This window comes from Pseudomonas sp. SL4(2022), from assembly GCF_026625725.1.
Classification (GTDB): domain Bacteria; phylum Pseudomonadota; class Gammaproteobacteria; order Pseudomonadales; family Pseudomonadaceae; genus Aquipseudomonas.
In genome coordinates this window covers 3,523,636-3,546,044 of the sequence record NZ_CP113060.1, presented here as the reverse complement: position 1 = coordinate 3,546,044, position 22,409 = coordinate 3,523,636, and the positions used below count along the sequence as shown (strand labels likewise).

At 57.1% G+C, this 22,409-nt stretch carries 23 protein-coding genes, 1 tRNA gene and 2 pseudogenes; 7 read left to right on the top strand and 19 right to left on the bottom strand.

Going from position 1 to position 22,409, the window contains the following annotated elements; all coding sequences use genetic code 11:
• Positions 1 to 4: 4 nt before the first annotated feature.
• The 16 genes and pseudogenes from nadA to aspS form a co-directional block, all read right to left on the bottom strand.
• Positions 5 to 1,063, bottom strand: a complete 1,059-nt coding sequence (gene nadA / locus OU997_RS16865) for a quinolinate synthase NadA (protein ID WP_108486564.1) — start codon at positions 1,061 to 1,063, stop codon at positions 5 to 7.
• A gap of 169 nt (positions 1,064 to 1,232) precedes the next feature.
• Positions 1,233 to 1,308, bottom strand: a tRNA-Lys gene (locus tag OU997_RS16860).
• A 57-nt stretch (positions 1,309 to 1,365) separates the two neighbouring features.
• Positions 1,366 to 2,040, bottom strand: coding sequence for a 7-cyano-7-deazaguanine synthase QueC (gene queC, locus OU997_RS16855; RefSeq protein ID WP_267807668.1), 675 nt, complete (start codon positions 2,038 to 2,040; stop codon positions 1,366 to 1,368).
• A 1-nt stretch (position 2,041) separates the two neighbouring features.
• Positions 2,042 to 2,689, bottom strand: a complete 648-nt coding sequence (gene queE, locus OU997_RS16850; RefSeq protein ID WP_267807666.1) for a 7-carboxy-7-deazaguanine synthase QueE — start codon at positions 2,687 to 2,689, stop codon at positions 2,042 to 2,044.
• 292 nt (positions 2,690 to 2,981) lie between these two features.
• A complete protein-coding gene (gene ybgF, locus OU997_RS16845) occupies positions 2,982 to 3,809 on the bottom strand; it encodes a tol-pal system protein YbgF (RefSeq protein WP_108486566.1) in 828 nt (275 codons plus the stop codon).
• A 6-nt stretch (positions 3,810 to 3,815) separates the two neighbouring features.
• Entirely contained in the window at positions 3,816 to 4,313 is a 498-nt protein-coding gene (gene pal / locus OU997_RS16840) for a peptidoglycan-associated lipoprotein Pal (protein WP_108486567.1), read from the bottom strand.
• 66 nt (positions 4,314 to 4,379) lie between these two features.
• Positions 4,380 to 5,676, bottom strand: a pseudogene (gene tolB, locus OU997_RS16835) (Tol-Pal system beta propeller repeat protein TolB).
• The gene (gene tolA / locus OU997_RS16830; protein WP_108489819.1) at positions 5,673 to 6,623 is read right to left on the bottom strand and encodes a cell envelope integrity protein TolA; all 951 of its coding nucleotides are present in this window, start codon (positions 6,621 to 6,623) and stop codon (positions 5,673 to 5,675) included. The pseudogene tolB and the gene tolA overlap by 4 nt, the downstream one beginning before the upstream one ends.
• A complete protein-coding gene (gene tolR / locus OU997_RS16825; protein ID WP_108489820.1) occupies positions 6,623 to 7,075 on the bottom strand; it encodes a protein TolR in 453 nt (150 codons plus the stop codon). Before tolR ends, tolA begins: the two co-directional genes overlap by 1 nt.
• A 33-nt stretch (positions 7,076 to 7,108) precedes the next feature.
• The gene (tolQ, locus tag OU997_RS16820) at positions 7,109 to 7,804 is read right to left on the bottom strand and encodes a protein TolQ (protein WP_090252616.1); all 696 of its coding nucleotides are present in this window, start codon (positions 7,802 to 7,804) and stop codon (positions 7,109 to 7,111) included.
• 2 nt (positions 7,805 to 7,806) lie between these two features.
• Complete coding sequence (ybgC, locus tag OU997_RS16815) at positions 7,807 to 8,259, bottom strand: tol-pal system-associated acyl-CoA thioesterase (RefSeq protein WP_267807664.1); 453 nt, start codon at positions 8,257 to 8,259, stop codon at positions 7,807 to 7,809.
• Between the two features lie 52 nt (positions 8,260 to 8,311).
• The gene (gene ruvB, locus OU997_RS16810; RefSeq protein WP_108489822.1) at positions 8,312 to 9,364 is read right to left on the bottom strand and encodes a Holliday junction branch migration DNA helicase RuvB; all 1,053 of its coding nucleotides are present in this window, start codon (positions 9,362 to 9,364) and stop codon (positions 8,312 to 8,314) included.
• Positions 9,364 to 9,969 carry a Holliday junction branch migration protein RuvA gene (gene ruvA, locus OU997_RS16805; RefSeq protein WP_267807662.1) on the bottom strand — a complete coding sequence of 202 codons (606 nt, stop codon included), beginning with the start codon at positions 9,967 to 9,969 and terminating at the stop codon, positions 9,364 to 9,366. Before ruvA ends, ruvB begins: the two co-directional genes overlap by 1 nt.
• Before the next feature lie 23 nt (positions 9,970 to 9,992).
• On the bottom strand, positions 9,993 to 10,517 hold the full coding sequence (ruvC, locus tag OU997_RS16800; protein WP_108489824.1) for a crossover junction endodeoxyribonuclease RuvC: 525 nt from the start codon (positions 10,515 to 10,517) through the stop codon (positions 9,993 to 9,995).
• A gap of 239 nt (positions 10,518 to 10,756) precedes the next feature.
• Positions 10,757 to 11,506, bottom strand: coding sequence for a YebC/PmpR family DNA-binding transcriptional regulator (locus OU997_RS16795; RefSeq protein WP_108489825.1), 750 nt, complete (start codon positions 11,504 to 11,506; stop codon positions 10,757 to 10,759).
• A 103-nt stretch (positions 11,507 to 11,609) separates the two neighbouring features.
• Positions 11,610 to 13,385, bottom strand: coding sequence for an aspartate--tRNA ligase (aspS, locus tag OU997_RS16790; protein ID WP_267807660.1), 1,776 nt, complete (start codon positions 13,383 to 13,385; stop codon positions 11,610 to 11,612).
• Between the two features lie 291 nt (positions 13,386 to 13,676).
• Here aspS and OU997_RS16785 point away from each other — a divergent pair, with 291 nt between their 5' ends.
• From OU997_RS16785 to OU997_RS16770, 5 genes and pseudogenes are all read left to right on the top strand, one after another.
• On the top strand, positions 13,677 to 14,795 hold the full coding sequence (locus OU997_RS16785) for an HD domain-containing phosphohydrolase (protein WP_108489827.1): 1,119 nt from the start codon (positions 13,677 to 13,679) through the stop codon (positions 14,793 to 14,795).
• A gap of 148 nt (positions 14,796 to 14,943) precedes the next feature.
• Complete coding sequence (locus OU997_RS16780) at positions 14,944 to 15,414, top strand: Dps family protein (protein WP_108489828.1); 471 nt, start codon at positions 14,944 to 14,946, stop codon at positions 15,412 to 15,414.
• 99 nt (positions 15,415 to 15,513) lie between these two features.
• Complete coding sequence (locus OU997_RS16775; RefSeq protein ID WP_108489829.1) at positions 15,514 to 16,581, top strand: GGDEF domain-containing protein; 1,068 nt, start codon at positions 15,514 to 15,516, stop codon at positions 16,579 to 16,581.
• A 158-nt stretch (positions 16,582 to 16,739) separates the two neighbouring features.
• A pseudogene (locus OU997_RS20890) lies at positions 16,740 to 17,060 on the top strand (cold shock domain-containing protein membrane protein); the annotation flags it as partial.
• Between the two features lie 18 nt (positions 17,061 to 17,078).
• Positions 17,079 to 17,342: a cold-shock protein gene (locus OU997_RS16770; RefSeq protein WP_256583005.1), complete on the top strand. Its 264-nt coding sequence runs from the start codon at positions 17,079 to 17,081 to the stop codon at positions 17,340 to 17,342.
• Between the two features lie 54 nt (positions 17,343 to 17,396).
• Here the strand turns inward: OU997_RS16770 and OU997_RS16765 are convergent, their stop codons facing one another.
• Both OU997_RS16765 and OU997_RS16760 read right to left on the bottom strand, forming a co-directional pair.
• Positions 17,397 to 17,603, bottom strand: coding sequence for a SlyX family protein (locus OU997_RS16765; protein ID WP_090252583.1), 207 nt, complete (start codon positions 17,601 to 17,603; stop codon positions 17,397 to 17,399).
• Between the two features lie 3 nt (positions 17,604 to 17,606).
• A complete protein-coding gene (locus tag OU997_RS16760) occupies positions 17,607 to 18,032 on the bottom strand; it encodes an HIT family protein (RefSeq protein WP_267807658.1) in 426 nt (141 codons plus the stop codon).
• A gap of 742 nt (positions 18,033 to 18,774) precedes the next feature.
• On the opposite strand from OU997_RS16760, the gene OU997_RS16755 reads away from it, so the two are divergent.
• The gene (locus tag OU997_RS16755) at positions 18,775 to 20,085 is read left to right on the top strand and encodes an OprD family porin (protein ID WP_267807657.1); all 1,311 of its coding nucleotides are present in this window, start codon (positions 18,775 to 18,777) and stop codon (positions 20,083 to 20,085) included.
• Between the two features lie 64 nt (positions 20,086 to 20,149).
• Here the strand turns inward: OU997_RS16755 and OU997_RS16750 are convergent, their stop codons facing one another.
• Positions 20,150 to 20,512, bottom strand: a complete 363-nt coding sequence (locus tag OU997_RS16750) for a PaaI family thioesterase (protein ID WP_267809927.1) — start codon at positions 20,510 to 20,512, stop codon at positions 20,150 to 20,152.
• A 161-nt stretch (positions 20,513 to 20,673) separates the two neighbouring features.
• Between OU997_RS16750 and OU997_RS16745 the strand changes: the two genes are divergently transcribed.
• On the top strand, positions 20,674 to 22,389 hold the full coding sequence (locus OU997_RS16745) for a proline--tRNA ligase (RefSeq protein WP_267807656.1): 1,716 nt from the start codon (positions 20,674 to 20,676) through the stop codon (positions 22,387 to 22,389).
• Positions 22,390 to 22,409 lie beyond the last annotated feature (20 nt).

Below are 22,409 nucleotides of genomic sequence, written 5' to 3'. Positions count from 1 at the left end.
CGCGCTAGGCGTTACCACTAAGTTTGAGGCGTGCTGCCTGGGTAAAGTCCAGCATGCGCTTGAGCGGCTTGATCGCCTTGGGAATCAGCGCCGGATCGACGAATATCTCGTTGCGGCCCTCGCGTAAGCATTCCAGGGTGCGCTGCAGAGTGTTCATTGCCATCCACGGGCAGTGTGCACAACTACGGCAAGCGGCACCGTTGCCAGCGGTAGGCGCGGCGACGAACTCCTTGCCCGGACACAGCTGCTGCATTTTGTAGAAAATCCCGGCGTCGGTGGCAACGATAAAGGTCTTGTTCGGCAAACGCTGCGCAGCAGCAATCAGTTGGCTGGTGGAGCCGACAGCATCGGCCAGATCGATCACTGCGGTCGGTGATTCTGGGTGAACCAGCACGGCGGCATCCGGATACAGGGCTTTCATGTCCGCCAGTTGCTTGGCCTTGAATTCTTCATGAACAATGCAGGCGCCATCCCACAGCAGCATGTCCGCGCCGGTCTTGTTCTGGATATAGCGCCCCAGGTGCTGATCCGGCGCCCAGATGATGCTTTCACCGTTGTCCATCAGATGCTCGACGATCTCCACGGCACAACTGGACGTCACCACCCAGTCAGCACGCGCTTTAACCGCCGCCGAGGTGTTGGCATACACCACCACGGTACGTTGCGGGTGCTGATCGCAGAACGCCGAAAACTCCTCGACCGGACAGCCCAGATCCAGCGAGCAAGTCGCCTCCAGGGTAGGCATCAATACGCGCTTTTCCGGATTGAGGATTTTCGCGGTTTCACCCATAAATTTGACACCCGCCACCAGCACCGTCTGCGCCGGGTGCTGATTACCGAAGCGTGCCATTTCCAGCGAGTCGGATACGCAGCCGCCGGTCTCTTCCGCCAGCGCCTGCAATACCGGATCGCAGTAATAGTGAGCCACCAACACAGCGTTCTGCTTTTTCAGCTCAGCGGCAATCTCGGCACGGTAAAACGCCTCCTGATCTGGCGTCAGCGGCGTGGGCTGCTTGGCGTCAAGGTGGGCTTGCACCAGCAGGCGTTCGGAAATCTGGGTCATGTCATCAGGCTCTGAATATGCTCTCAGTGCAGCGAGTATACCCGCCTGGATGGTGCCGCAGCAGGCAGCGTGCAACCCCGTACGGCGGTAAAGTTACAGACAAAAAAAAGCCTGAAAATTCCATTGATCAGAACTTTCAGGCTTCTCATACCTTCAATGAAGGTCAATATGGTGGGTCGTGTAGGATTCGAACCTACGACCAATTGGTTAAAAGCCAACTGCTCTACCAACTGAGCTAACGACCCGACGCGGTGCGCATGATACTGATTTAATTCATAAATTCAACAGTGTGCGGAAAAAATTTAGCAGTAGCGGGTCGGATCAGCTAAACCGGCCGCACTGAAGCCCGCAGCACGCAGGCGGCAGCTGTCACATTTGCCGCATGCACGGCCCTGCTGGTCAGCCTGATAGCAGGACACGGTCAATGCATAGTCAACACCCTGCTGCACACCTGCCTGCACGATCTCGGCCTTGCTCATGTTCTGTAGCGGCGCCTGGATGCGAAAGCCCTGCCCCTCGACACCGGCCTTGGTCGCCAGATTGGCCATGCGCTCGAATGCCCCGATGAACTCCGGACGGCAATCCGGATAACCTGAGTAATCCACCGCATTAACGCCGATAAAAATGTCACGCGCACCCAACACTTCGGCCCAACCCAGCGCGAGGGAAAGGAACACCGTGTTGCGCGCTGGCACATAAGTTACCGGGATGCCCTCGGTCGGGCTTTCCGGCACGTCGATGCTGACGTCGGTAAGTGCCGAGCCACCCATGCCGTTGAGGTTCAGACCAATCACCTTGTGCTCGACCACGCCCAGTTGCCGAGCCACCAATTCGGCCGCCTGCAACTCGGAACGATGGCGCTGGCCGTAATCAAAACTCATGGTGTAACAGCTGTAGCCATCGGCTTTGGCTAACGCCACCACGGTGGCCGAGTCCAGGCCGCCTGACAGCAGGATTACCGCTTTCTTATCGCTCATATCAATGTCCCGGCTCATCATTCCAGAGAATCTTGTGCAGCTGCATCTGCAGACGCACAGGCAGGTTGTCGGCAATGATCCACTCGGCGAGCGAGCGTGCATCCAACTCATGATGACTGGGCGACATCAGCACTTCGCTCACCCGCTCAGCCAGGCGGTACTGAATCAGCTTGCTTACCGCCCAGTCATAGTCCTCACGGGAACAGATGACGAACTTAACCTGATCATTGGGTGTCAGCAGATCGATATTTTCATAGCGATTGCGCGCGACTTCCGCCGAGCCTGGCGTTTTCAGGTCAAGGACCTTGCTTACCCGCGGGTCTACCGCCGATACATCCAACGCGCCACTGGTCTCCAGTGACACCTCATAGCCGGCATCACACAAACGCTTGAGCAAAGGAATGCAGCTGGGTTGCGCCAAAGGCTCACCACCAGTCACACAGATATAACGCGGCTTGTAGCCGGCAACCTGCTGGACAATGGCATCCAGCGACATGATTTCGCCGCCACTGAAGGCATAGGCGGTGTCGCAGTATTGGCAACGCAGAGGGCAGCCGGTCAGGCGAACGAATACCGTCGGCAAGCCGGCGGTGCGCGTCTCGCCCTGCAGCGAGTAGAAAATCTCGGTAATGCGCAGGGTATCTTGCATATCAGCCACGGGCGTGACAGCTAAACAGGCCGTCCGCCTCCGTTGCGGGAAAAGGGCCGCGGATTGTATACGAAAAAACCGCCAAAAGCAGTTTTTAACGGCGCAAACGACGGCCCGGTGGGGACCGCCAGAGATGACTAGCCCTAAAACGGAGGAGTTTTTAAACGCTACGCCACAAGGCGAACACATAGGGATGACAGAACGCGTAAGGCGCGCCAGACATTTCCCGGACAAACAAACGACAGATACAAAAAACCCGCGTCAGGCGCGGGCTTCTAGACGGCTTAGCGCCTTACGGCAAGCGCTGCAGATCACGCTGCGCCAGTTGCGCAGCAGAACTGCCCGGATACTGAGCAATAACCTGCTGCAGAATGCCTTTGGCTTTATCGCTATTACCCAGACGCTGCTCGACATCCGCAAGCTTGAACAGCGAATCCGGCACCTTGGCGTGGCTTGGGTAGGTCTGGCTGACACGCGCAAAGGCCTGGCCGGCGCCCTGTAGATCGCCCTTGGCCAGATTCACTTCGCCCAGCCAATACTGTGCGTTGCCGGCATACTGGCTGTTAGGGTATTTGCGCAGAAAAGCTGTGAATGCCTGACTGGCCTTGTCAAAGTCCTTGGCCTTGATGAGGTCAAAGGCCGCTTCGTAAAACAGCTTCTCCTTTGCCGGATCGGCTGGTTCACCGCTTGCCGTTGCAGGCGCTGGCACTTGACCGGCTACTGGCGGAGTCGGCGTACCGTTGGCGTTGATCGCGCCAGCGGTTGAAGAATTCGGGTTGATTACAGCACCTGCTGCACCACCACTCAGACGCTTATCAAGATCCTGATAACGCTCCAGGCTTTCTTGTTTCAGACGCTGAATCTCGTTCTGTTGCTCTTCCAGCGTACCGCGCAATTGCGCGATCTCATCCTGCATCTGCTGCAGCTGGTTGAACAACATGCCCTGCGCCGAGACAGGGGCAGCAGCCCCTGTCACGACAGAGGTGCCGGACGTACCGTAACCAACAGGCGGGTAACTGCTGCCGTAACCGGCATTGTTATCCACCACGGGAACCTCAGCCACAGCCGCAAGGGGCAGGCTGAGCGCCAAAACGGTTAAAGCACGACGGCACGTACGCATATCGAATTACTTACGCAGTTCGACGCGACGGTTTTGAGCCCAGGAGGACTCGTCGTTGCCGGTAGCAATAGCGCGCTCTTCACCGTAGGAAACCAGTTCCAGTTGAGCCGGGGAAACGCCCTGCAGTACCAGGTAGCGCTGAACAGCTTTGGCGCGACGCTCGCCCAGAGCCATGTTGTATTCGCGGGTACCGCGCTCGTCAGCGTGGCCTTCCAGAACTACGCGAGCGCCATTGCCTTGCAGGTCTTTGGCGTGCACGTCCAGAGCGCGCATGGCTTCTGGTTTCAGGTCGGAGCTGTCGTATTCGAAGTAGAAGGTGGTGATAGCACGCAGAGCAGCTTCTTCGCTCAGGCTGCCATCGACGGCACCGTTGTTTGCACCGTAACCGGCGTTAGGATCAGTAGCGCCTTCGCCAGCAGCATCGCCGCCCTTCGAGGAGCAACCAACTGCAACGGCCAGAGCCAGGCTCAGAGCAGCAAACTTACCAAATTTCAGCATTTCCATCATGTAACTCCTAATGAACCCCAATGTGTTAAGCAGTATTTCAAGTAACAACGGTGTAGCGCCGCATCAGTTCAGGTAAGGGGACCAAGAAGGCTCTCGAACTTCGCCTTGAGCGGTAGGAAGAGGGAGCCTGACGCGACCATTGGTGGACGCTAATACCAAGACTCCCCGTCCCTGCTGGCGGGTGGCGTAGATTACCATGGTGCCGTTAGGCGCGACAGTAGGCGACTCATCCAGACTGGTATCTGAAAGTATCCGCAGATTGCCGCGCTGCAGGTCTTGCGCCGCCACTTTGAACACGGTGTAACCATCCTGGCGGTGAATCATGACCAGGGTCTTCTCATCAGCAGAGAGTTTCGGGTTGGCGTTGTAGTTACCGATAAAGGTCACACGCTCAGCCGAACCACCATTGATGTTGGTTTTATAGATTTGCGGCTTACCGGAACGATCCGAGGTGAAGTACAGGGTCTGACCGTCCTTACCCCAGAAGGGTTCGGTATCGATCGACGGCTGGTTGGTCACACGGCGCAGCTGACGCGTGCCCATGTCCATCACATAGATTTCCGGGTTGCCATCACGCGACAGCACAAAAGCCAGGCGATTGCCGTCCGGCGACCAGGCCGGTGCACCATTCAACCCTTCAAAATTACTGATTTGCTCGCGCCGACCTGTATCAATGTGCTGCACAAAAATACGCGGACGCTTCTGCTCGAACGATACGTAAGCAATACGACGGCCATCCGGAGCGAACGATGGCGAGAGGATCGGCTCGCGCGACTGCAGCAGGGTCACTGCACGGGCGCCGTCATAATCGGAACGCTGCAGGGTGTAACGGGTGTTGTTGACCGCAAAACGCTCGGCAGTCACGTACAGCATACGGGTAGAGAACGCCCCCTTCACACCGGTGAGCTTCTCGAAGGACTGATCGGCGATATGGTGCGCCATGTCACGCAACTGATCGACCCCCCCCCACGCTACCGGTCATGACCTGCTGCTGAGTGGTGACATTGAACAAGGCGAACTGAATCTGCAGACGACCGGCGTTCGGCACAATACTACCAACCAGCACGTACTGCGCACCCAAAGCCTGCCAATCGCGGTAGATCACTTCAGTCGCCTGAGTCGGCAGGCTGATCATATTCTGCCGAGGGATAGGCGCAAACTCTCCAGAGTTACGCAGGTCATTACCGATAATCTCGGCCATATCCTCAGGCAGCACGCTACCGCCCTGCCAGCCAAAGGGCACTACGGCAATGGGGGTAGCACTGTTGGTACCTGTGTCGATAAGCAGCGGATCAGCGGCCTGAACGGTACCGACCAACAGGGTCAGACCGAGCAGAACAAGACGCATCAGGGTATTCACAGACCTAAATCCTCCGGTTTGAAGACAGCGCGACGCTGCCGGTAAAGGCGATCAAAAGTGGCGCGATCCAGCTGTTGCATTTCGGCAATACGGCCGACGTTACGCACCGCTTGCACGGCCGAGTTATCAAATGGCGAGTCGCCACTGGAGCGCGTCACGCTGGCATTGGTAATGGTGCCATCGGGCAGCATTTCGATCAGTACTTCTACGCTCATTCCATTACGCGCCGATGGCGGTCGCCGCCACTGCTGGCTCACCAGCATAACAATCAGATCATCCAGGCTGCCGGCGACTTCATCGCCGACCGTATCAGCGATTGCCTGCTGACGACCAACATCATCGGACAGCAACTCAGCCAGTGCAGCAGCCTTCTTATCTTCTACCGCTTTACGCTGGGCCGCTTCTGCCGCCTTTTTCTTGGCGTCATCCGCTTTTTTCTGCTTCGCAGCGTCTGCGGCGGCTTTCTTTTTCGCCTCTTCTGCCGCTTTTTTCTTGGCGTCTTCGGCAGCTTTTTTCTTAGCCGCCTCGTCTGCCGCTTTTTTCTTGGCTACATCCGCAAGCTTCTTCTGCTCGGCGGCCTTTTTGTCGGCTTCGGCCTTTTCCGCGGCTTCTGCTTTCTGAGCCTCTTGCGCTTTCTTTTGTTCCGCAGCCTTGGCCGCTACTTTTTCCTGCTCGGCTTTTTTTTGTTCAAGCTGCTCGGTTTCATACACCGGTGCAGTTGTTTTAGGCTTTTCACCAGCGATTTTTTGATTGGTCTGGGTAGTGGCCTGGCTCTGCGACTGCAATTTGTACAGGGTCGCCTGCACCACCGGTTTGGCCGGCGGCAGATCCGGGGCAAAGGCGAAGCTGACGAACAACATGGCAAACATGATGGCATGCAGGCCTACAGCCCAGACAACCGGCCAGAACAGACTTTCCGAGGGCGAACGCTCGCGCTGGTCGTGCATCAGGGGGCCTCGGTAATCAGCCCGACGTTACCCACGTCAGCTTGCTGCAAGCCACCCATAGCCGCCATGATGGTGCCGTAATCGACGGTTTTGTCACCGCGTACGAACACCTGCACCTGCTTACCGGTTGCCCTGCTCTGGTTGATGATCGCCGTCACCGCGCGGGTCATTTCTTCCAGCGTCAGCGCCTTATCCTGCACCGTATCGACATCAACCTCGGTGCCCATATTCCAGTAATAGGTCTTGTCGGCCTTGATCGAAATGGTCAACACCTGAGCGTTATTGTCCTGCGGCAGGGCTTCACTGCTGACTTTCGGCAGATCGACCTTGACCCCTTGGTTGAGCATGGGCGCGGTCACCATAAAGATCACCAGCAGTACCAACATCACATCGATGTAAGGCACCACGTTCATCTCGGCGACGGGCTTGCGTCTGTTGCGAATTCTGGCCATGGCTTAAAACCTTTCGTAAAGAGTGCCTAAGGCTTAGTCGTCGCTGGTGTGGACTTTGCGGTGCAGAATCGCCTGGAACTCGTCGGCGAAGGTGTAGTAACGGCCAATCAGCATTTCGCCGCGAGCAGCAAAGCGGTTGTAGGCGATTACCGCAGGAATGGCGGCGAACAGACCAATGGCAGTGGCGATCAGGGCCTCTGCAATACCCGGTGCCACAGTGGCCAGGGTTGCTTGCTGCACCTGAGCCAGGCCACGGAAGGAGTTCATGATGCCCCACACGGTACCAAACAGACCAATATAAGGACTCGTGGAGCCCACAGTGGCAAGGAACGGCAGGCTCTGCTCAAGCTTCTCTTCTTCACGGGAAATCGCCACACGCATGGCACGCGCCACCGCGTCCATCACTGCATCCGGATCGACACCGGCCTGCTGCCGCAGACGCGAAAATTCTTTAAAACCGGCACGAAAAATCTGTTCCAGACCAGAATCCGGGTCCGGATTGCTGCCCGCCTGGCGGTACAGCTTGGACAGGTCGATACCCGACCAGAAGCGCTCTTCGAAGTTGTCCAGAGCGCGCTTGGCCGCACGCAACAGCGCAGTGCGTTGAAAGATCATGACCCACGACATGACCGATGCTGCCACCAGGGTCAGCATTACCAGTTGCACCACCAGGCTGGCGTTGCTGATCAGACTCCACATCGACATGTGGTCAACGGCGTTGGCTTCCACGCTTACTCTCCTGCTCTAGATGTACCCGCGCCGCCCTGCCCGGCAAAGGCCGCATGCAGAGTTTGGGGAATGGCCCGGGGTTTCAAATTGTCGGCGCGCACACAGGCCACCATAAACTGCCCTTCACACAGCAACACATCATCCGCTGCCCGCCTGACCTGTTGACGAAAACGCAGGCTGGCGCGGTTCAACTCGATTACTTCAGCGCTTACCAGCAACTCATCATCAAGCCTGGCCGGAGCGTAATAACGCGCCTCGGCCGAATGCACAACGAACAACAGGCCCTCCTCGGCCAGCGTTGACTGGAGAAAACCCAGATCACGCAGACACTCGGTGCGAGCCCGTTCCATAAATTTGAGGTAATTGACGTAGTAGACGATGCCGCCCGCATCGGTGTCTTCGAAATAAACCCGACAACGAAGGGTGAACGGCTTAACTCCGTTTTGCGCGCGCATACTCTAGTGCCAGCTCCTGATCTTGCCAATCGCCTTGGCCAAGTATTTTTTCTCAATCATCGTCACGGGCAAACAGATCGGCAGTAGGCAACTCGCCCATGCGTTTGGGTATATTGAGACCGAAATGCAGGTAGGCATGCCGTGTTACCACCCGCCCACGCGGGGTGCGCATGATATAGCCTTGCTGGATCAAATAGGGCTCAAGAACGTCCTCAATGGTGTGACGCTCTTCACTGATGGCGGCAGCCAGGTTGTCGACCCCCACCGGGCCACCGTCGAACTTCTCGATCATGGTCAGCAGTAGACGTCGATCCTGGTGATCGAAGCCACGCTCGTCGACGTCGAGCAGGTTCAGCGCGAGATCGGCGATGGGACGTGTGATATCCCCCTGCCCGCGCACTTCGGCAAAATCGCGCACACGCCGCAGCAGACGGTTGGCAATACGTGGCGTACCGCGCGCCCGACGGGCAATCTCGAAGGCACCATGGGACTCGATGGACAGGCCGAGAATCCCCGCCGAACGCATGACGATGGTCGCCAGGTCTTCGGTGTTATAGAACTCCAGGCGCTGCACAATGCCGAAGCGATCACGCAGCGGATTGGTCAGCATGCCGGCGCGCGTGGTGGCACCGACTAGGGTAAAAGGCGGCAGATCGAGCTTGATCGAGCGCGCGGCCGGGCCTTCGCCGATCATGATGTCGAGCTGAAAGTCCTCCATGGCCGGGTACAGCACTTCCTCGACAATCGGTGACAGGCGATGAATCTCATCGATAAACAACACATCACCCGGCTCAAGATTGGTCAGCAGCGCCGCCAGATCGCCCGGCCGCTCCAGCACCGGTCCCGAGGTGCTCTTGATCGAAACATTCATTTCCTGCGCAATGATATTGGCCAAGGTGGTCTTGCCCAGACCGGGCGGCCCGAAGATCAGGGTGTGATCGAGCGCTTCGCTGCGCCCACGAGCGGCCTGGATAAACAGCTCCATCTGCTCGCGCACACTCGGCTGACCGATGTATTCGGCCAGTTTCAGCGGGCGAATGGCACGATCCACCTGCTCATCACGGTCGCGGGTGGTCGCGGTAATCAGACGATCGGCTTCTAGCACTAGACCATTCCCTTCAGGGCTCGACGAATCATATCTTCACTGCTCAAACCGTCTTCCTTAATCGCTGAGACGGCGCGACTGGCTTCCTGGGGTTTGTAGCCGAGCGAAATAAGTGCACTGACCGCATCATTCTCCGCGCTTGAGACTGCACTCCCCCCACGAGGTTCAACCACCAGGGTCGACATGCCCGGTAGAGTTTCCCAGGCTTTGAAGCGGTCTTTCAGCTCAACCAGCAGGCGCTCGGCGGTTTTCTTGCCAACGCCTGGGATCTTCACCAGCACCGACGTGTCCTGCGCCTGCACACAACGCACTAACTCATCGACCTCAAGGCCAGACATCAGGGCCAGCGCCAGTTTCGGGCCAACCCCATTAAGGCGGATCAACTCGCGAAACAGCTCGCGCTCACGCTTTTCAAAAAAGCCATACAACAGATGCGCATCCTCGCGCACCACCAGATGGGTGTGCAGGGTCAACGGCTCACCGACGGTGGGCAGACGGTACAGGGTGGTCATGGGCACTTCCAGCTCATAACCCAAACCATTTATGTCAAGAATCACATAGGGCGGCTGCTTTTCCGCCAGGGTGCCACGCAAACGTCCGATCACCGCTGCTTTCCTTAAAAGTTACGTTACAACCGGAGGCGACCCGCGCGCCGCTTGGCCCCAGCCAGGCCATGGGGAATCAGACTCTGCCGGTGGTGCGCATGACAAAGTGCAATCGCCAGGGCGTCGGAGGCATCAATCTGTGGTTTTTGCACCAGTTTGAGCAGGTGCATGACCATCATCTGCACCTGCTCCTTATCCGCCCCGCCCGTGCCGGCAATCGCTTGCTTGACCTGGGTCGCGGTGTACTCGGCGATATCCAACCCCGCCTCCATTCCCGCGACGATGGCCACACCGCGCGCCTGACCGAGCTTGAGCGCGGAATCCGGGTTGCGCGCCATAAACACCTGCTCGATGCCCATGGTCACCGGCCCGTAGGTTTCGATCACCTCGCGCACCCCGCGAAACACCACCTGCAACCGCTCTGGCATCGAACCGTTGCCCGTGCGAATGCAGCCAGAGGCCACATATTCGCAGTTACGCCCGGTATCACGCACCACACCGTAACCGGTGATACGTGAACCGGGGTCGATGCCAAGAATCAAGGTCATGCCTTACGCCCACTCAAGGCACCAGCCACTTAGCCAGCACACTGTCTATTTATCCAGCTCGCGAGTATAGAGCCGGCCTGAGCCTGCGTCACCCAGGCGCAGCCTATAAAAGTGACCGCACATCATTCATATAAGGTCACGGCGGCATACCGCATAGCCGTCATGGGCAGCCTCCATAAAAAAGCCGGAGCGCTCAGGCCAACGACCTGAATACCTCCGGCTCGGATACCCGCACACAATCAGCCAAGCTGCTCCATGAGCTCATCAGGAATCTCGGCGTTGTGATAGACCTCCTGCACATCATCAAGGTCTTCGAGCATGTCGATCAGTTTGATGAATTTCTGCGCCGTTTCCAGGTCGGTAATCGGCGCGCTGATCGACGGGATCATGGCGATTTCCGCCTCTGCAGCCTTGAAACCAGCCGCACTGAGCGCCTCGTTGACCCCATGAAAATCGGCAAAGCTGGTGGACACCAGTGCCGAGCCATCTTCAGCCATCTCAACGTCGTCCGCACCGGCTTCCAGCGCGGCCTCCATGAGTGCATCTTCGCTTACGCCAGCGGCAAAACTGATCTGCCCCTTACGGTCAAACATATAAGCCACAGAGCCATCCGTACCGAGATTGCCACCGCATTTCGTGAAGGCATGACGCACTTCGGCGGCGGTGCGGTTACGGTTGTCGGTCATGGCCTCGACGATAATCGCCACACCACCCGGCGCGTAGCCTTCGTAGCTCAGCTCAGCAACATTGTCGGCTTCGTTATTGCCTGCGCCACGCGCGATGGCACGGTCAATCACATCGCGCGACATGTTGTTGGTCAGCGCTTTATCCACGGCCAACCGTAAACGTGGGTTATCCGCCGGGATCGGGCCACCATGCTTGGAGGCGACCGTCAGCTCACGGATCAGTTTGGTGAAGATCTTGCCGCGTTTGGCGTCCTGACGCCCTTTGCGGTGCTTGATGTTGGCCCACTTGGAATGACCAGCCATAACGCACTCCGGTTTTTCACATTCGGTATCGCGGCGTGAGAACTCGAGCCTCTCCAACCGCCATTAAAGAAGAAGCCTGGTAAACCAGGCTTCTTGTGACGCTTTATTCCGCTTTCGGCTGCTCGCGCAGGCGAATATGCAGTTCACGCAGCGACTTGTTGTCCACCTCACCCGGTGCCTGAGTCATGACGCAGGCCGCGCTCTGGGTTTTCGGGAAGGCAATCACCTCACGGATCGACTGCGCACCGGTCATCAGCATCACCAGACGATCCAGGCCGAAAGCCAAGCCACCATGGGGCGGCGCACCGAACTTCAGAGCGTCAAGGAGGAAGCCGAACTTCTCTTGCTGCTCGTCTTCGCTGATGCCCAGCACACGGAATACGGTCTGCTGCATGGCCTTGTCGTGGATACGGATCGAACCGCCACCCAACTCCGTACCGTTGAGGACCATGTCGTAAGCGCGTGACAGGGCTGCCGAGGGGTTGGCTTCCAATTCAGCCGGCGTGCACTTCGGCGCGGTGAACGGGTGGTGCATTGCGGTCAGGCTGCCGTCATCGTTCTCTTCGAACATCGGGAAGTCGACGACCCACAGCGGCGCCCACTCGCAGGTCAGCAGGTTGAGGTCATGGCCCAGCTTGATGCGCAGAGCACCCAGTGCCTCGCTGACGATCTTGGCTTTATCAGCACCGAAGAACACGATGTCGCCATCGACAGCGCCGACGCGATCGAGGATCACATTAATGTTGTCCAGCGGAATGTTTTTGACGATCGGTGACTGCAGGCCGTCCACACCATTGGCGCGCTCATTGACCTTGATGTAGGCCAGGCCTTTGGCACCGTAGATGCCGACAAATTTGGTGTATTCGTCGATCTTGCTGCGCGGCATGCTCGCCCCGCCCGGAACACGCAGCGCGGTCACGCGGCATTTCGGATCGTTGGCCGGGCCGGCGAAGACCTTGAAATCGACGTCTTTGAGCTGGTCAGCCACATCCACCAGCTCCAGCGGGTTACGCAGGTCTGGCTTGTCTGAGCCGAAACGACGCATGGCTTCGGCCAGGGTCATGTGCGGCAGCTCACCAAACTCGACGTTCAGCACTTCTTTGAAGAGCTGGCGAATCATCTTCTCGGTGATGGCCATGATGTCGGCTTCATCGAGGAAACTGGTTTCGATGTCAATCTGGGTGAATTCCGGCTGGCGGTCAGCACGCAGATCTTCGTCACGGAAGCACTTGGCGATCTGGTAGTAGCGGTCGAAGCCCGCCACCATCAGCAGTTGCTTGAACAGCTGTGGCGATTGCGGCAACGCAAAGAAGCTGCCCGCGTGGGTGCGGCTCGGCACCAGGTAATCACGCGCGCCCTCAGGGGTGGCACGGGTGAGGATCGGCGTTTCCACGTCGAGGAAGCCGTTGTCATCCAAATAACGGCGGATGCTGCTGGTGATGCTCGAACGTAATTTCAGCTTGGCCGCCATTTCCGGACGACGCAGGTCGATAAAGCGGTAGCGCAGGCGGGTCTCTTCGCCGACGTCGGTGTATTCGTTGAGTGGGAACGGCGGGGTTTCCGCCTCGTTCAGCACTTGCAGCTCGTAACCCAGCACTTCGATGGCGCCGGAGGCCATGTTGGCGTTGCCGGCACCGGCTGGGCGCAGGCGCACCTTGCCGGTGATTTTGACAACGTACTCACTGCGTACTTTGTCGGCGGCAGCAAAAGTTTCGGCACGATCCGGGTCGAAAACCACTTGGGCCAGACCTTCACGGTCACGAATGTCGAGGAAAATCACCCCGCCATGGTCACGACGGCGATGTACCCAACCGCAAAGGGTGACTTCCTGGCCGTCCAGGCTCTCGTTCAGTTGGCCGCAATAATGGCTGCGCATCATGGTGGTAGTCGCTTCTCTTGAGTCTTGAATTCGTTGGGCCGCAGTGACTGCGACGCTCGTTGGCCGGACAACCGGCTGGCGCAGGCGCCATTTTCCGCAATTGCGCTGCCTTTCAGGGGCGGTAACGACCAGCGGCGCATGCACAACCGCCCGCCAAACCCCACAAAACGCGGCAAAGCGCGGGATTATATATGGTTAGACCGCCACTTGCAGCCGCCGGCCCACGCGCTTTTGCCAGCCCTTCTATACTCAGGCATGCAGCGCCCTGACCACAGAGATAGGGAGAGGCTTATGGCCACGCCGAATTTGGCTGAAATACCCAGCGACTTATTGGCCGATTTTCGCCTGGAGTCCAGCGAACAGTTCCAGCGCTGCGAGCAGTTGCTGATCGAACTGGAACGCACGCCCGATGACAGCGAACGCCTACGTGAGCTGTTTCGCCTGGTACACACCCTCAAGGGCAACCTCGGCTATATCGGCCTGGACGCATTGATGAAGGTGCCGCAGGCCATGGAAGATGTACTCGCGCGCCTGCGCGAAGCTCAACTCGATTTCGACAGCCTGCTCGGCGATATCCTGCTGCTGACCCTCGACCACCTCAAAGAGCAGATCCGCCACGCCCTTGGCGGCCCCAAACCGCAACTAAGCACCGCGCAAAGCCAGGCACTCAGCCAGGCACTCAGCGCCCTGGCACTCGCCCCCAAAACGCAGCAAATTGGTATTCGCAGCGCTCTGTTGCAGCAACTTGACCCCAGCTCACGGCCGCCCGCACGTATCGTCACGAGCGAAACGGAAGCCACCGAACTGCTCAGACGCTACGGCATCGAGCCAGACGCCGACCTGCTGTTCTTTGTCGACCTGATGCAAGCCAGCGAACGCCGCTCGCATTTCTGGCAAGGACGCGGCCTGCGCCAACTGGACCTGGGCCTGGCGATCAACCAACACGGCGGCAGCCCCGAGCAACCCGCACAGCTGGCCGCCGCCATCTGCCTGCATGATCTCGGCATGGCCTTTCTGCCGCTGGACATGCTGCACAAAGATGCGCATTTCAACCGTGAAGAACGCCGACAGATGCAGTCACACCCGCGCCTGGCCTATGACCTGCTCAAACGCATGCCGCGCTGGGACGCAGCGGCAGAAATCACTCTGCAGCACCAGGAGCATGCCGACGGCAGCGGCTACCCCAAAGGACTCAAGGAAATTGAAACCAGCCCCGGCGCCCTGATCATCAACATCGTCGACACCTTTGACGCCCGTACCCATGAACGCGCGCATCAAACCTTGAACAAACGCCCACTGCTACGCGCCATTCTGGAAATCAACAACCTCGCCGGGCGACAGTTCAGCGCTCATTGGGTTGAGCTCTTTAACCAGACGCTGCAGCAATACCCAGAGTTGGCGCACCGCTGATCCCTAGAACAATTGAACCCATGCCAAGCAATAGCCTCTAAGCATCACTTTCATTGATATAAACCACGATAAAGATCGGTAAAACCCATGGTAGTCTCTACCTATTAGCGGGCAGCCAAGCCCCAAGCCACCTGAGAGGAGAAATGGTATGGAAATCAATATCGGAATTGCCGAGCAAGACCGCGCTGCCATCGCCGAAGGCCTTTCGCGCCTGCTTGCCGACACCTACACCCTGTACTTGAAAACCCACAATTTTCACTGGAACGTCACCGGCCCGATGTTCAACACCCTGCACCTGATGTTTGAAGGCCAGTACACCGAACTGTCGCTGGCTGTCGACCAGATTGCCGAACGCATCCGCGCCCTGGGCTTCCCGGCACCCGGCACCTACGCCGCCTACGCCCGCCTGTCATCGATTAAAGAGGAAGAAGGCGTGCCTGCCGCCCAGGACATGATCAAACAGTTGGTGCAAGGCCAGGAAGCAGTCGTCCGTACCGCGCGTGGTATTTTCCCGCTACTGGACAAAGTCAGCGACGAACCGACCGCAGACCTTCTGACCCAGCGCATGCAAGTCCATGAAAAAACCGCCTGGATGCTACGCAGCCTGCTCGCAGCTTAGGTAAATCATGGAAAAGGCCCGTTTCTACGGGCCTTTTCCTATGCGCCAGGCAGCTGCTGTTCTATGCTTTGGCCAATTGCAACTTGATCTGTGACATGCATGAACAACCCGAAAAAAGCCCCCAGCATTCTTGAGCTGTACCCCGAGGAAACCCGCGATGCTGCGGCACTCCTGAAAAAGGCGGTACCGCTGATGATGCGCCATGACATTCCACCGACCCCCGTGCATTACGCCCTCTGGTACACCTATAGCAAAGGGCTGGAGCCTGAACTCAATCGCCGCCTAGACAAGACCGTCGCCGACTTTGACTGCTTCCCCCCTGAAACAGCAGCCAAACTCTTTCGTGACTACATCATTCACGGCGAACTCGAAGAAGCACGCGCAGGCCAGCAACAGGTCATCGAACTGGTCGATGACATCGAAGGAAACGTATCGCGCAGCATCATTGGCAGTCGCAACTATCAGCTCAGCCTGGAGCACGGCCTCGCCGCCCTGCAGGAACCCATAATTGATGACCTGCCCAACGTACTGACCGAACTGCAGCAAAGCACCCAACTGATGCAGGACCAGCAGGATAAATTCCTCTATCGCCTGAATGCCGCCCAGCAGGAAATCAAAAGCCTGCGCAGCCAACTTGAGCGCGCGCATATTGCAGCCACCCTGGATAGCCTGACCCAGGTATTCAATCGCAATGCATTCAGCCGACTACTGGAACAAACACTGAGCAGCGAACACGATGGCGTAGCCCTCGTCATGCTGGACATCGATCACTTCAAGCAATTCAACGATCAGTACGGCCACCCGCTGGGTGACCGCGTCCTACAACATGTTGGTCAACTGCTGCGCGACTTACTCCCCGCACGTGCGATTGCCGCACGATACGGCGGCGAAGAATTTTGCATCATCCTGCGCGACTGCTGCGATAACGCAACGGCTCATGCCTTTGCAGAACAGCTTCGTTTAAAGATCCAGTCATTGCGCATCAAAGTGCGTCGTACCGACGAGGTTCTTGACAGCATTACCGCCTCATTTGGATATGCACTCGCAATTCCGGGAGACACCCTGGAAACACTGCTGACCAGAGCTGACGATGCGCTCTACCAAGCCAAACGCGAGGGTCGCAACCGAGTCAGCCCTTCGACCGACCAAACAGCGCTAAGGGCTTGATTGAGAACCCCTCTTCTTTACTGTTAAATACGCCCGCGTGACTGGGTTCTGTCCATACCCAAGCGCACGAGCTGGCATCTAGCGTCCTTCTGCAGGCAACATACCGACGCAACCCGCTCTTTTCTGATGGTTATTGAAATTAAGTGAGCTCACTGAACATGTTGAAAATTGTCCACCTTCTGACGGGCGCCTTAGCCCTGCTGCTGTCCTTCGCGCCATCCTTCACTTCCGCTGCCGCATCGTTAGTGCAACACCCTGAAGCCCTCAGTCTTGCGCTGTTCGGCTTCCTTAACCTGCTGCTCGCACCACAACTTCCAATCTGGCATGCAGGACTACGCCACCCCGCACAAAACCTGGTCTCAGCCCTTCTGGTACTGGGCACACTATTGCAAGCACTGATCCTGCTCGCCCCGCTACCCGTAATCGCCGAACACCCGTCAAGCGCCTTTAGCCTCACTATCATCGCAGTTGCAGTCGCAATCCACCTCGCGACCAATCTGCGCCTTAAATCGCGCAGCAGCACAGCCCAGCACGACCTCGGAGACCGCGAGACCGGCACTGTAAAGTGGTTTAACACCTCTAAAGGCTTCGGCTTTATCTCCCGCGACTCGGGTGACGATATCTTCGTGCACTTTCGCGCCATTCGCGGTGAAGGTCACCGTGTACTGGTCGAAGGCCAACGCGTTGAGTTCGCCGTCATGCAACGCGACAAAGGCTTGCAAGCCGAAGACGTCATCGCCGCACTGCCTGCACGACGTTAATCGCATAAACGCAAAAGGCCCGCACACTGCGGGCCTTTTGCGTTTTACAGCTAATCAATAATGGGGCGGCGGCGCCTCATCCTCAGCCATTCCGAACTGCGAACTCACTTCATCCTGACGCTTGATCAACGCAGCCACCTGCAGCTGCAAGCGCTCCAGAAGCCGCTGTTGCGCCACCAGCGCATCATTGAGCGCCTGAATAGTGTCGTCCTGAAAGGCCAAACGGCTTTGCAAGTCGTTAATGCGTTCGTCTATGTCCACCAGTCAGCTCTCAGCAAAAGAAAAATTCCCGGTCAAAACCAGGCGTAAACGGGCTTTCAATACGGCCAATTGCTCAGGCGTGTATGGCTGCGCTGGATGCTTACCCCAAACAGGCGCTGGCCACGCGACATCCTCGCGACGCCGAACGATGACATGCATATGCAGCTGACTCACCACATTGCCCAAGGTCGCGACATTCATTTTGTCCGCTGCAAAACAATCCTTGAGTACTTCGGCAAGACCATTGGTTTCCTGCCATAGCTGCAACTGGTCAGCACCATCCAGCTGGAAAAGCTCACTGACATCTTCACGACGTGGCACTAGGATAAACCAGGGGTACTGCGCATCATTCATCAGCAGCAGGCTGCATAACGGGTAATCCCCGACCCAGACTGTATCTTGCTGCAAACGTGAATCCAGAACGAACATAACCATCCACCTATTAGAAAACCCACTGACTCAGTATTGAACGCATTCGAACCCAGCACACAGCAATACTTGGTCAGCCACCTTACTGCCGCCCAGGCAGTAAGTATGGGCCGAGCAGGATACGCCGAAGCTGAAAACGTGGCACCCGCGAACCAGGCCCACCTCAGCGCACCAATAGACAGCACACCCCAATACCACCCCAAACAAGTGCACCAAAACTGTTCCCTTCGGTAATCCTCACAGAACAGCCTCCTGCCGCCCCACAAGCGCAAGACAGCAAGCAATTGAAAACAGAACAGAATCAGCCCAGAAAAACACCTATCAGCCCCATAAAAAACAGATGGAACCGCTGAAAAACCTGACGTAAACCGACGCAACCCCCGAAAATCTTGATGTGAAAGATCGAATCGAAGATAAAAATTCAGATTTTAGGGTTTTGTGCACGACTATTGCTAAACAAACTGTGACGAATCGACCTGCACCGTTTGGCAGCCCATGCGACCAACATTCAGGCGCAAAAATCCGTCAGCTTTGACTGTGATCACGCCCAGTGCATCTACAAAAATGCGACATGACTCATAAGCTTTTGCGACACAGCCGTGAAGAAATCGTAATGAATAGATTGCAACTATCGCCAACATTGGCAGCGTGCTATAAGTTACCGCCGACACAAAAAGAAAGAGTCGTCCTTATAACAACCAGCCGGACGGCGCAACTTTTCTAAACCAAAGGAGCAATCACGATGCAAGTGATGAAGTGGAGCGTAATCGCCCTCGCAGTAGCAGCGGGCACCACCCAAATGGCAGTGGCTTCCAGCCAGTCCGAATCCAAGGGCTTTGTTGAAGACAGCAGCTTCGACATCTTCAACCGTGCGCTGTACATGAACCGTGATTTCAAGCACGGCGCTAGCTATGAAAGCACTGCAAACGATGCTAAGGGCGATCGCAAAGGCTATCGTGAAGATTTCGGCTTAGGCGTACGCCTAATGTTCGAATCTGGCTTCACTCAAGGCACCGTTGGCGTTGGTGTTGATGCTCACTCCCTGAGCAGCATCAAACTGGACACTGGTGACGGCCGTCAAGGCAATGGTCTTTTCGCTGAAAACGATCTTGGCGAAGCTGAAGACACTCAAAGCGAAGTTGGTGGCGCAGTTAAATTCCGCGTGTCCGACAGCGTACTCAAGTACGGCAACATGATGGTCGACACCCCAGTTTTCTCGACCGATGACAGCCGTATTCTTCCAGAAGTAGCGACTGGCACTTTGCTGACCAGCGACGAAATTTCTGGCTTGACACTTACTGCTGGCCGCTTCACTGCTCTTAGCAGCCAAACCGGCACTGGTCGTGATGGAATTAATGGCCGTAACGACGACGGCGTTAAAAATCCAGGCTTAACCTCCGCGAACATCATCGGCGCTAACTACTCATTCACCGATAACTTCAGCGGTGCAGTATTCTTCTCTGATGTCGAAGAACACTTCAAAAAGCGCTACCTGAACTTGAATTACGGCCAAGATTTGGGCAACGAGCAATCCTTCGGCCTGGACTTCAATTACTACCGTACAACCGATGATGGCCAGAATCGCTCTGGTGTCATCGATAACAGTATCTGGAGTATCGCCCCCTCCTACGCTATCGGTGGCCACAAGTTCACCGTTGCTTACCAGAAATCCAACGGCGACACTGGCTATGTATACGGTATTGATGGCGGCGGCGCTGTTTACCTGAATAACTCAGTACAGATCGGCGATTACGAGCTTAAAGACGAAAAATCTTGGCAAGCTCGCTATGACCTCAACATGGCCACCTTCGGCGTCCCAGGCCTGAGCTTCATGACCCGCTACATCACCAGCACTGACATCGACGGTGTACGTGACGCCGGTGCCGGCGACGGTAAACGTCACGAGCTCAACTTGGAGAGCAAGTACGTCATCCAAGAAGGCGCAGCAAAAGACCTGTCCTTCCGCGTTCGCCATGCTACATACCGCGCCAACTTTGGTCGCGATCTGAACGATACCCGCTTGATCATCGAGTACCCGCTGAGCGTTCTGTAATCCAGACTGCTTAGTTGGTTAAGAAAAGCCCGGCTTGTGCCGGGCTTTTTCTTGCCTGCCAAAACTACAACGGCAAGGCATAAGTCCCCGTGACATGGGCTACCAATTCGTCCTCATTACCCAGTGAGTACACCGACACCTCACAAACAGCCTGCCGGCGACTGAGTCTTAAAATTTGTGCATGCGCCAACAGATCAACCGGTTTGGGCTTAACCAGAAAGTTGATGTTTAAATTTGACGTCACGGCCATTTCCACTCGCCCAAGACGACCCAACACCACCGCATACATCGCGGCATCAGCCAGCGCCATAATGGTTGGGCCGGACAAAGTGCCACCAGGCCTTACCAACTTGCTGTGAAACGGTACGCGCGCCATTGCCCCCGCAGCGTCCAGCTGATCGATACACAGGTTGATATCCTCTGCCATCGGCAATCCTGCGCGAATGAGTGCCTGCACCTGCCCTGCCGTTAAACTCGACACCTTTTATCTCCTTTGGCCTTGCGCCATCAGCATCCTGTACGCATCTGTACAGGCACCGTACAATGCGGGCCATTCAAAATCTCTTGCAACCGACAGAACAGCCAAATATGCGTACCAGCCAGTTCCTGCTCTCGACTCTGAAAGAAACCCCCTCCGATGCCGTGGTGATCAGCCATCAACTGATGCTGCGTGCCGGTATGATTCGCAAGCTCGCGTCTGGCCTCTACACCTGGCTGCCGATGGGCCTGCGCGTGCTGCGCAAGGTTGAAAAAGTGGTGCGCGAAGAAATGGACGCTGCGGGCGCACTCGAAGTGTTGATGCCAGGCATTCAACCGGCCGAGTTGTGGCAAGAGTCCGGCCGCTGGGAGCAGTACGGCCCTGAATTGCTGCGTATGAAAGACCGCCACGGCCGCGACTTTTGCGCCGGGCCAACCCATGAAGAAGTGATCACCGATCTGGCCCGCAATGAGCTGAACAGCTACAAGCAGTTGCCGATCAATCTGTACCAAATTCAAACCAAGTTCCGTGACGAAATCCGCCCGCGCTTCGGCTTGATGCGTGGCCGCGAGTTCATCATGAAAGACGCCTACTCCTTTCATGCTGATCAGGCGTCGCTGCAAATCACCTACGACCGTATGCACCAGGCCTACTGCAATGTCTTTACCCGCCTGGGCCTGAATTTCCGCCCGGTACAGGCCGATACAGGTTCCATCGGCGGCACTGGCTCGCATGAATTCCATGTACTGGCCGAGTCCGGTGAAGACGACATCGCCTTCAGCAACACGTCCGACTACGCCGCCAACATCGAGAAGGCCGAAGCGGTTCCGCGCGAGAACAGTCGCGGCGCGGCAACTGAAACCATGCGCATGGTTGAAACACCGGACACCAAGACCATTGACGCACTGGTACAAGGCTTTGGCCTGGCCATCGAGAAAACCATCAAGACCCTGATCGTCCACGGCGCGAAAGAAGGCACCCTGGTCGCCTTGATTGTCCGCGGTGATCACGAACTCAATGAAATCAAGGCCGCCAATCTGGAACAGGTAGCCAGCCCGCTGGTGTTTGCCAACGAAGCTGAGATACGTGCAGCTGTCGGTGCCGGCCCGGGCTCGCTCGGCCCGGTAAATCTACCGATCACTTGCATCATTGATCGCTCGGTTGCCCTGATGAGCGACTTCGCCTCTGGCGCCAATATCGACGACAAGCACTACTTCGGCGTCAACTGGGAGCGTGACCTGCCCCTGCCGGAAGTTGCCGATTTACGCAATGTGGTGGCCGGCGACCCGAGCCCGGACGGCAAAGGCAACCTGGAAATCAAGCGCGGCATCGAAGTCGGGCACATCTTCCAACTCGGCACCAAATACAGCCAAGCGCTGAACTGCCAGGTATTAGGCGAAAACGGTAAGCCGGTGATCCTGACCATGGGCTGCTACGGCATCGGTGTTTCTCGCGTGGTGGCAGCCGCCATCGAACAGAACAACGACGACCGCGGCATCCTCTGGAATGATGCCCTAGCGCCTTTCCAGATCGCCCTAGTGCCACTGCGTTACGAAACCGACGCGGTGCGTGAAGCCACCGACAAGCTGTATGCCGAACTCACGGCGGCGGGCTTCGAAGTACTGCTGGACGACCGTGACAAAAAGACCAGCCCTGGCATCAAATTCGCGGATATGGAACTGATCGGCATCCCGCATCGCATCGTCGTCAGCGACCGTGGACTGGCAGAAGGCAACCTGGAATACAAGAGCCGCCAGGAAACCGAAGCACAGGCCGTGCCTGTGGCCGATATCCTGAGCTTTATTCAGGCCCGCATCAGCCACTGATCTCAGCCCTTTTAGCAAGA

Coding starts and splice junctions, on each gene's coding strand:
- nadA (WP_108486564.1), bottom strand. CDS start 1,063: ATGACCCAGATTTCCGAACGCCTGCTGGTGCAAGCCCACCTTGACGCC.
- queC (WP_267807668.1), bottom strand. CDS start 2,040: ATGAGCGATAAGAAAGCGGTAATCCTGCTGTCAGGCGGCCTGGACTCG.
- queE (WP_267807666.1), bottom strand. CDS start 2,689: ATGCAAGATACCCTGCGCATTACCGAGATTTTCTACTCGCTGCAGGGC.
- ybgF (WP_108486566.1), bottom strand. CDS start 3,809: ATGCGTACGTGCCGTCGTGCTTTAACCGTTTTGGCGCTCAGCCTGCCC.
- pal (WP_108486567.1), bottom strand. CDS start 4,313: ATGGAAATGCTGAAATTTGGTAAGTTTGCTGCTCTGAGCCTGGCTCTG.
- tolA (WP_108489819.1), bottom strand. CDS start 6,623: ATGCACGACCAGCGCGAGCGTTCGCCCTCGGAAAGTCTGTTCTGGCCG.
- tolR (WP_108489820.1), bottom strand. CDS start 7,075: ATGGCCAGAATTCGCAACAGACGCAAGCCCGTCGCCGAGATGAACGTG.
- ybgC (WP_267807664.1), bottom strand. CDS start 8,259: ATGCGCGCGCAAAACGGAGTTAAGCCGTTCACCCTTCGTTGTCGGGTT.
- ruvC (WP_108489824.1), bottom strand. CDS start 10,517: ATGACCTTGATTCTTGGCATCGACCCCGGTTCACGTATCACCGGTTAC.
- OU997_RS16795 (WP_108489825.1), bottom strand. CDS start 11,506: ATGGCTGGTCATTCCAAGTGGGCCAACATCAAGCACCGCAAAGGGCGT.
- aspS (WP_267807660.1), bottom strand. CDS start 13,385: ATGATGCGCAGCCATTATTGCGGCCAACTGAACGAGAGCCTGGACGGC.
- OU997_RS16785 (WP_108489827.1), top strand. CDS start 13,677: ATGGCCACGCCGAATTTGGCTGAAATACCCAGCGACTTATTGGCCGAT.
- OU997_RS16780 (WP_108489828.1), top strand. CDS start 14,944: ATGGAAATCAATATCGGAATTGCCGAGCAAGACCGCGCTGCCATCGCC.
- OU997_RS16775 (WP_108489829.1), top strand. CDS start 15,514: ATGAACAACCCGAAAAAAGCCCCCAGCATTCTTGAGCTGTACCCCGAG.
- OU997_RS16760 (WP_267807658.1), bottom strand. CDS start 18,032: ATGTTCGTTCTGGATTCACGTTTGCAGCAAGATACAGTCTGGGTCGGG.
- OU997_RS16755 (WP_267807657.1), top strand. CDS start 18,775: ATGCAAGTGATGAAGTGGAGCGTAATCGCCCTCGCAGTAGCAGCGGGC.
- OU997_RS16750 (WP_267809927.1), bottom strand. CDS start 20,512: ATGGCAGAGGATATCAACCTGTGTATCGATCAGCTGGACGCTGCGGGG.
- OU997_RS16745 (WP_267807656.1), top strand. CDS start 20,674: ATGCGTACCAGCCAGTTCCTGCTCTCGACTCTGAAAGAAACCCCCTCC.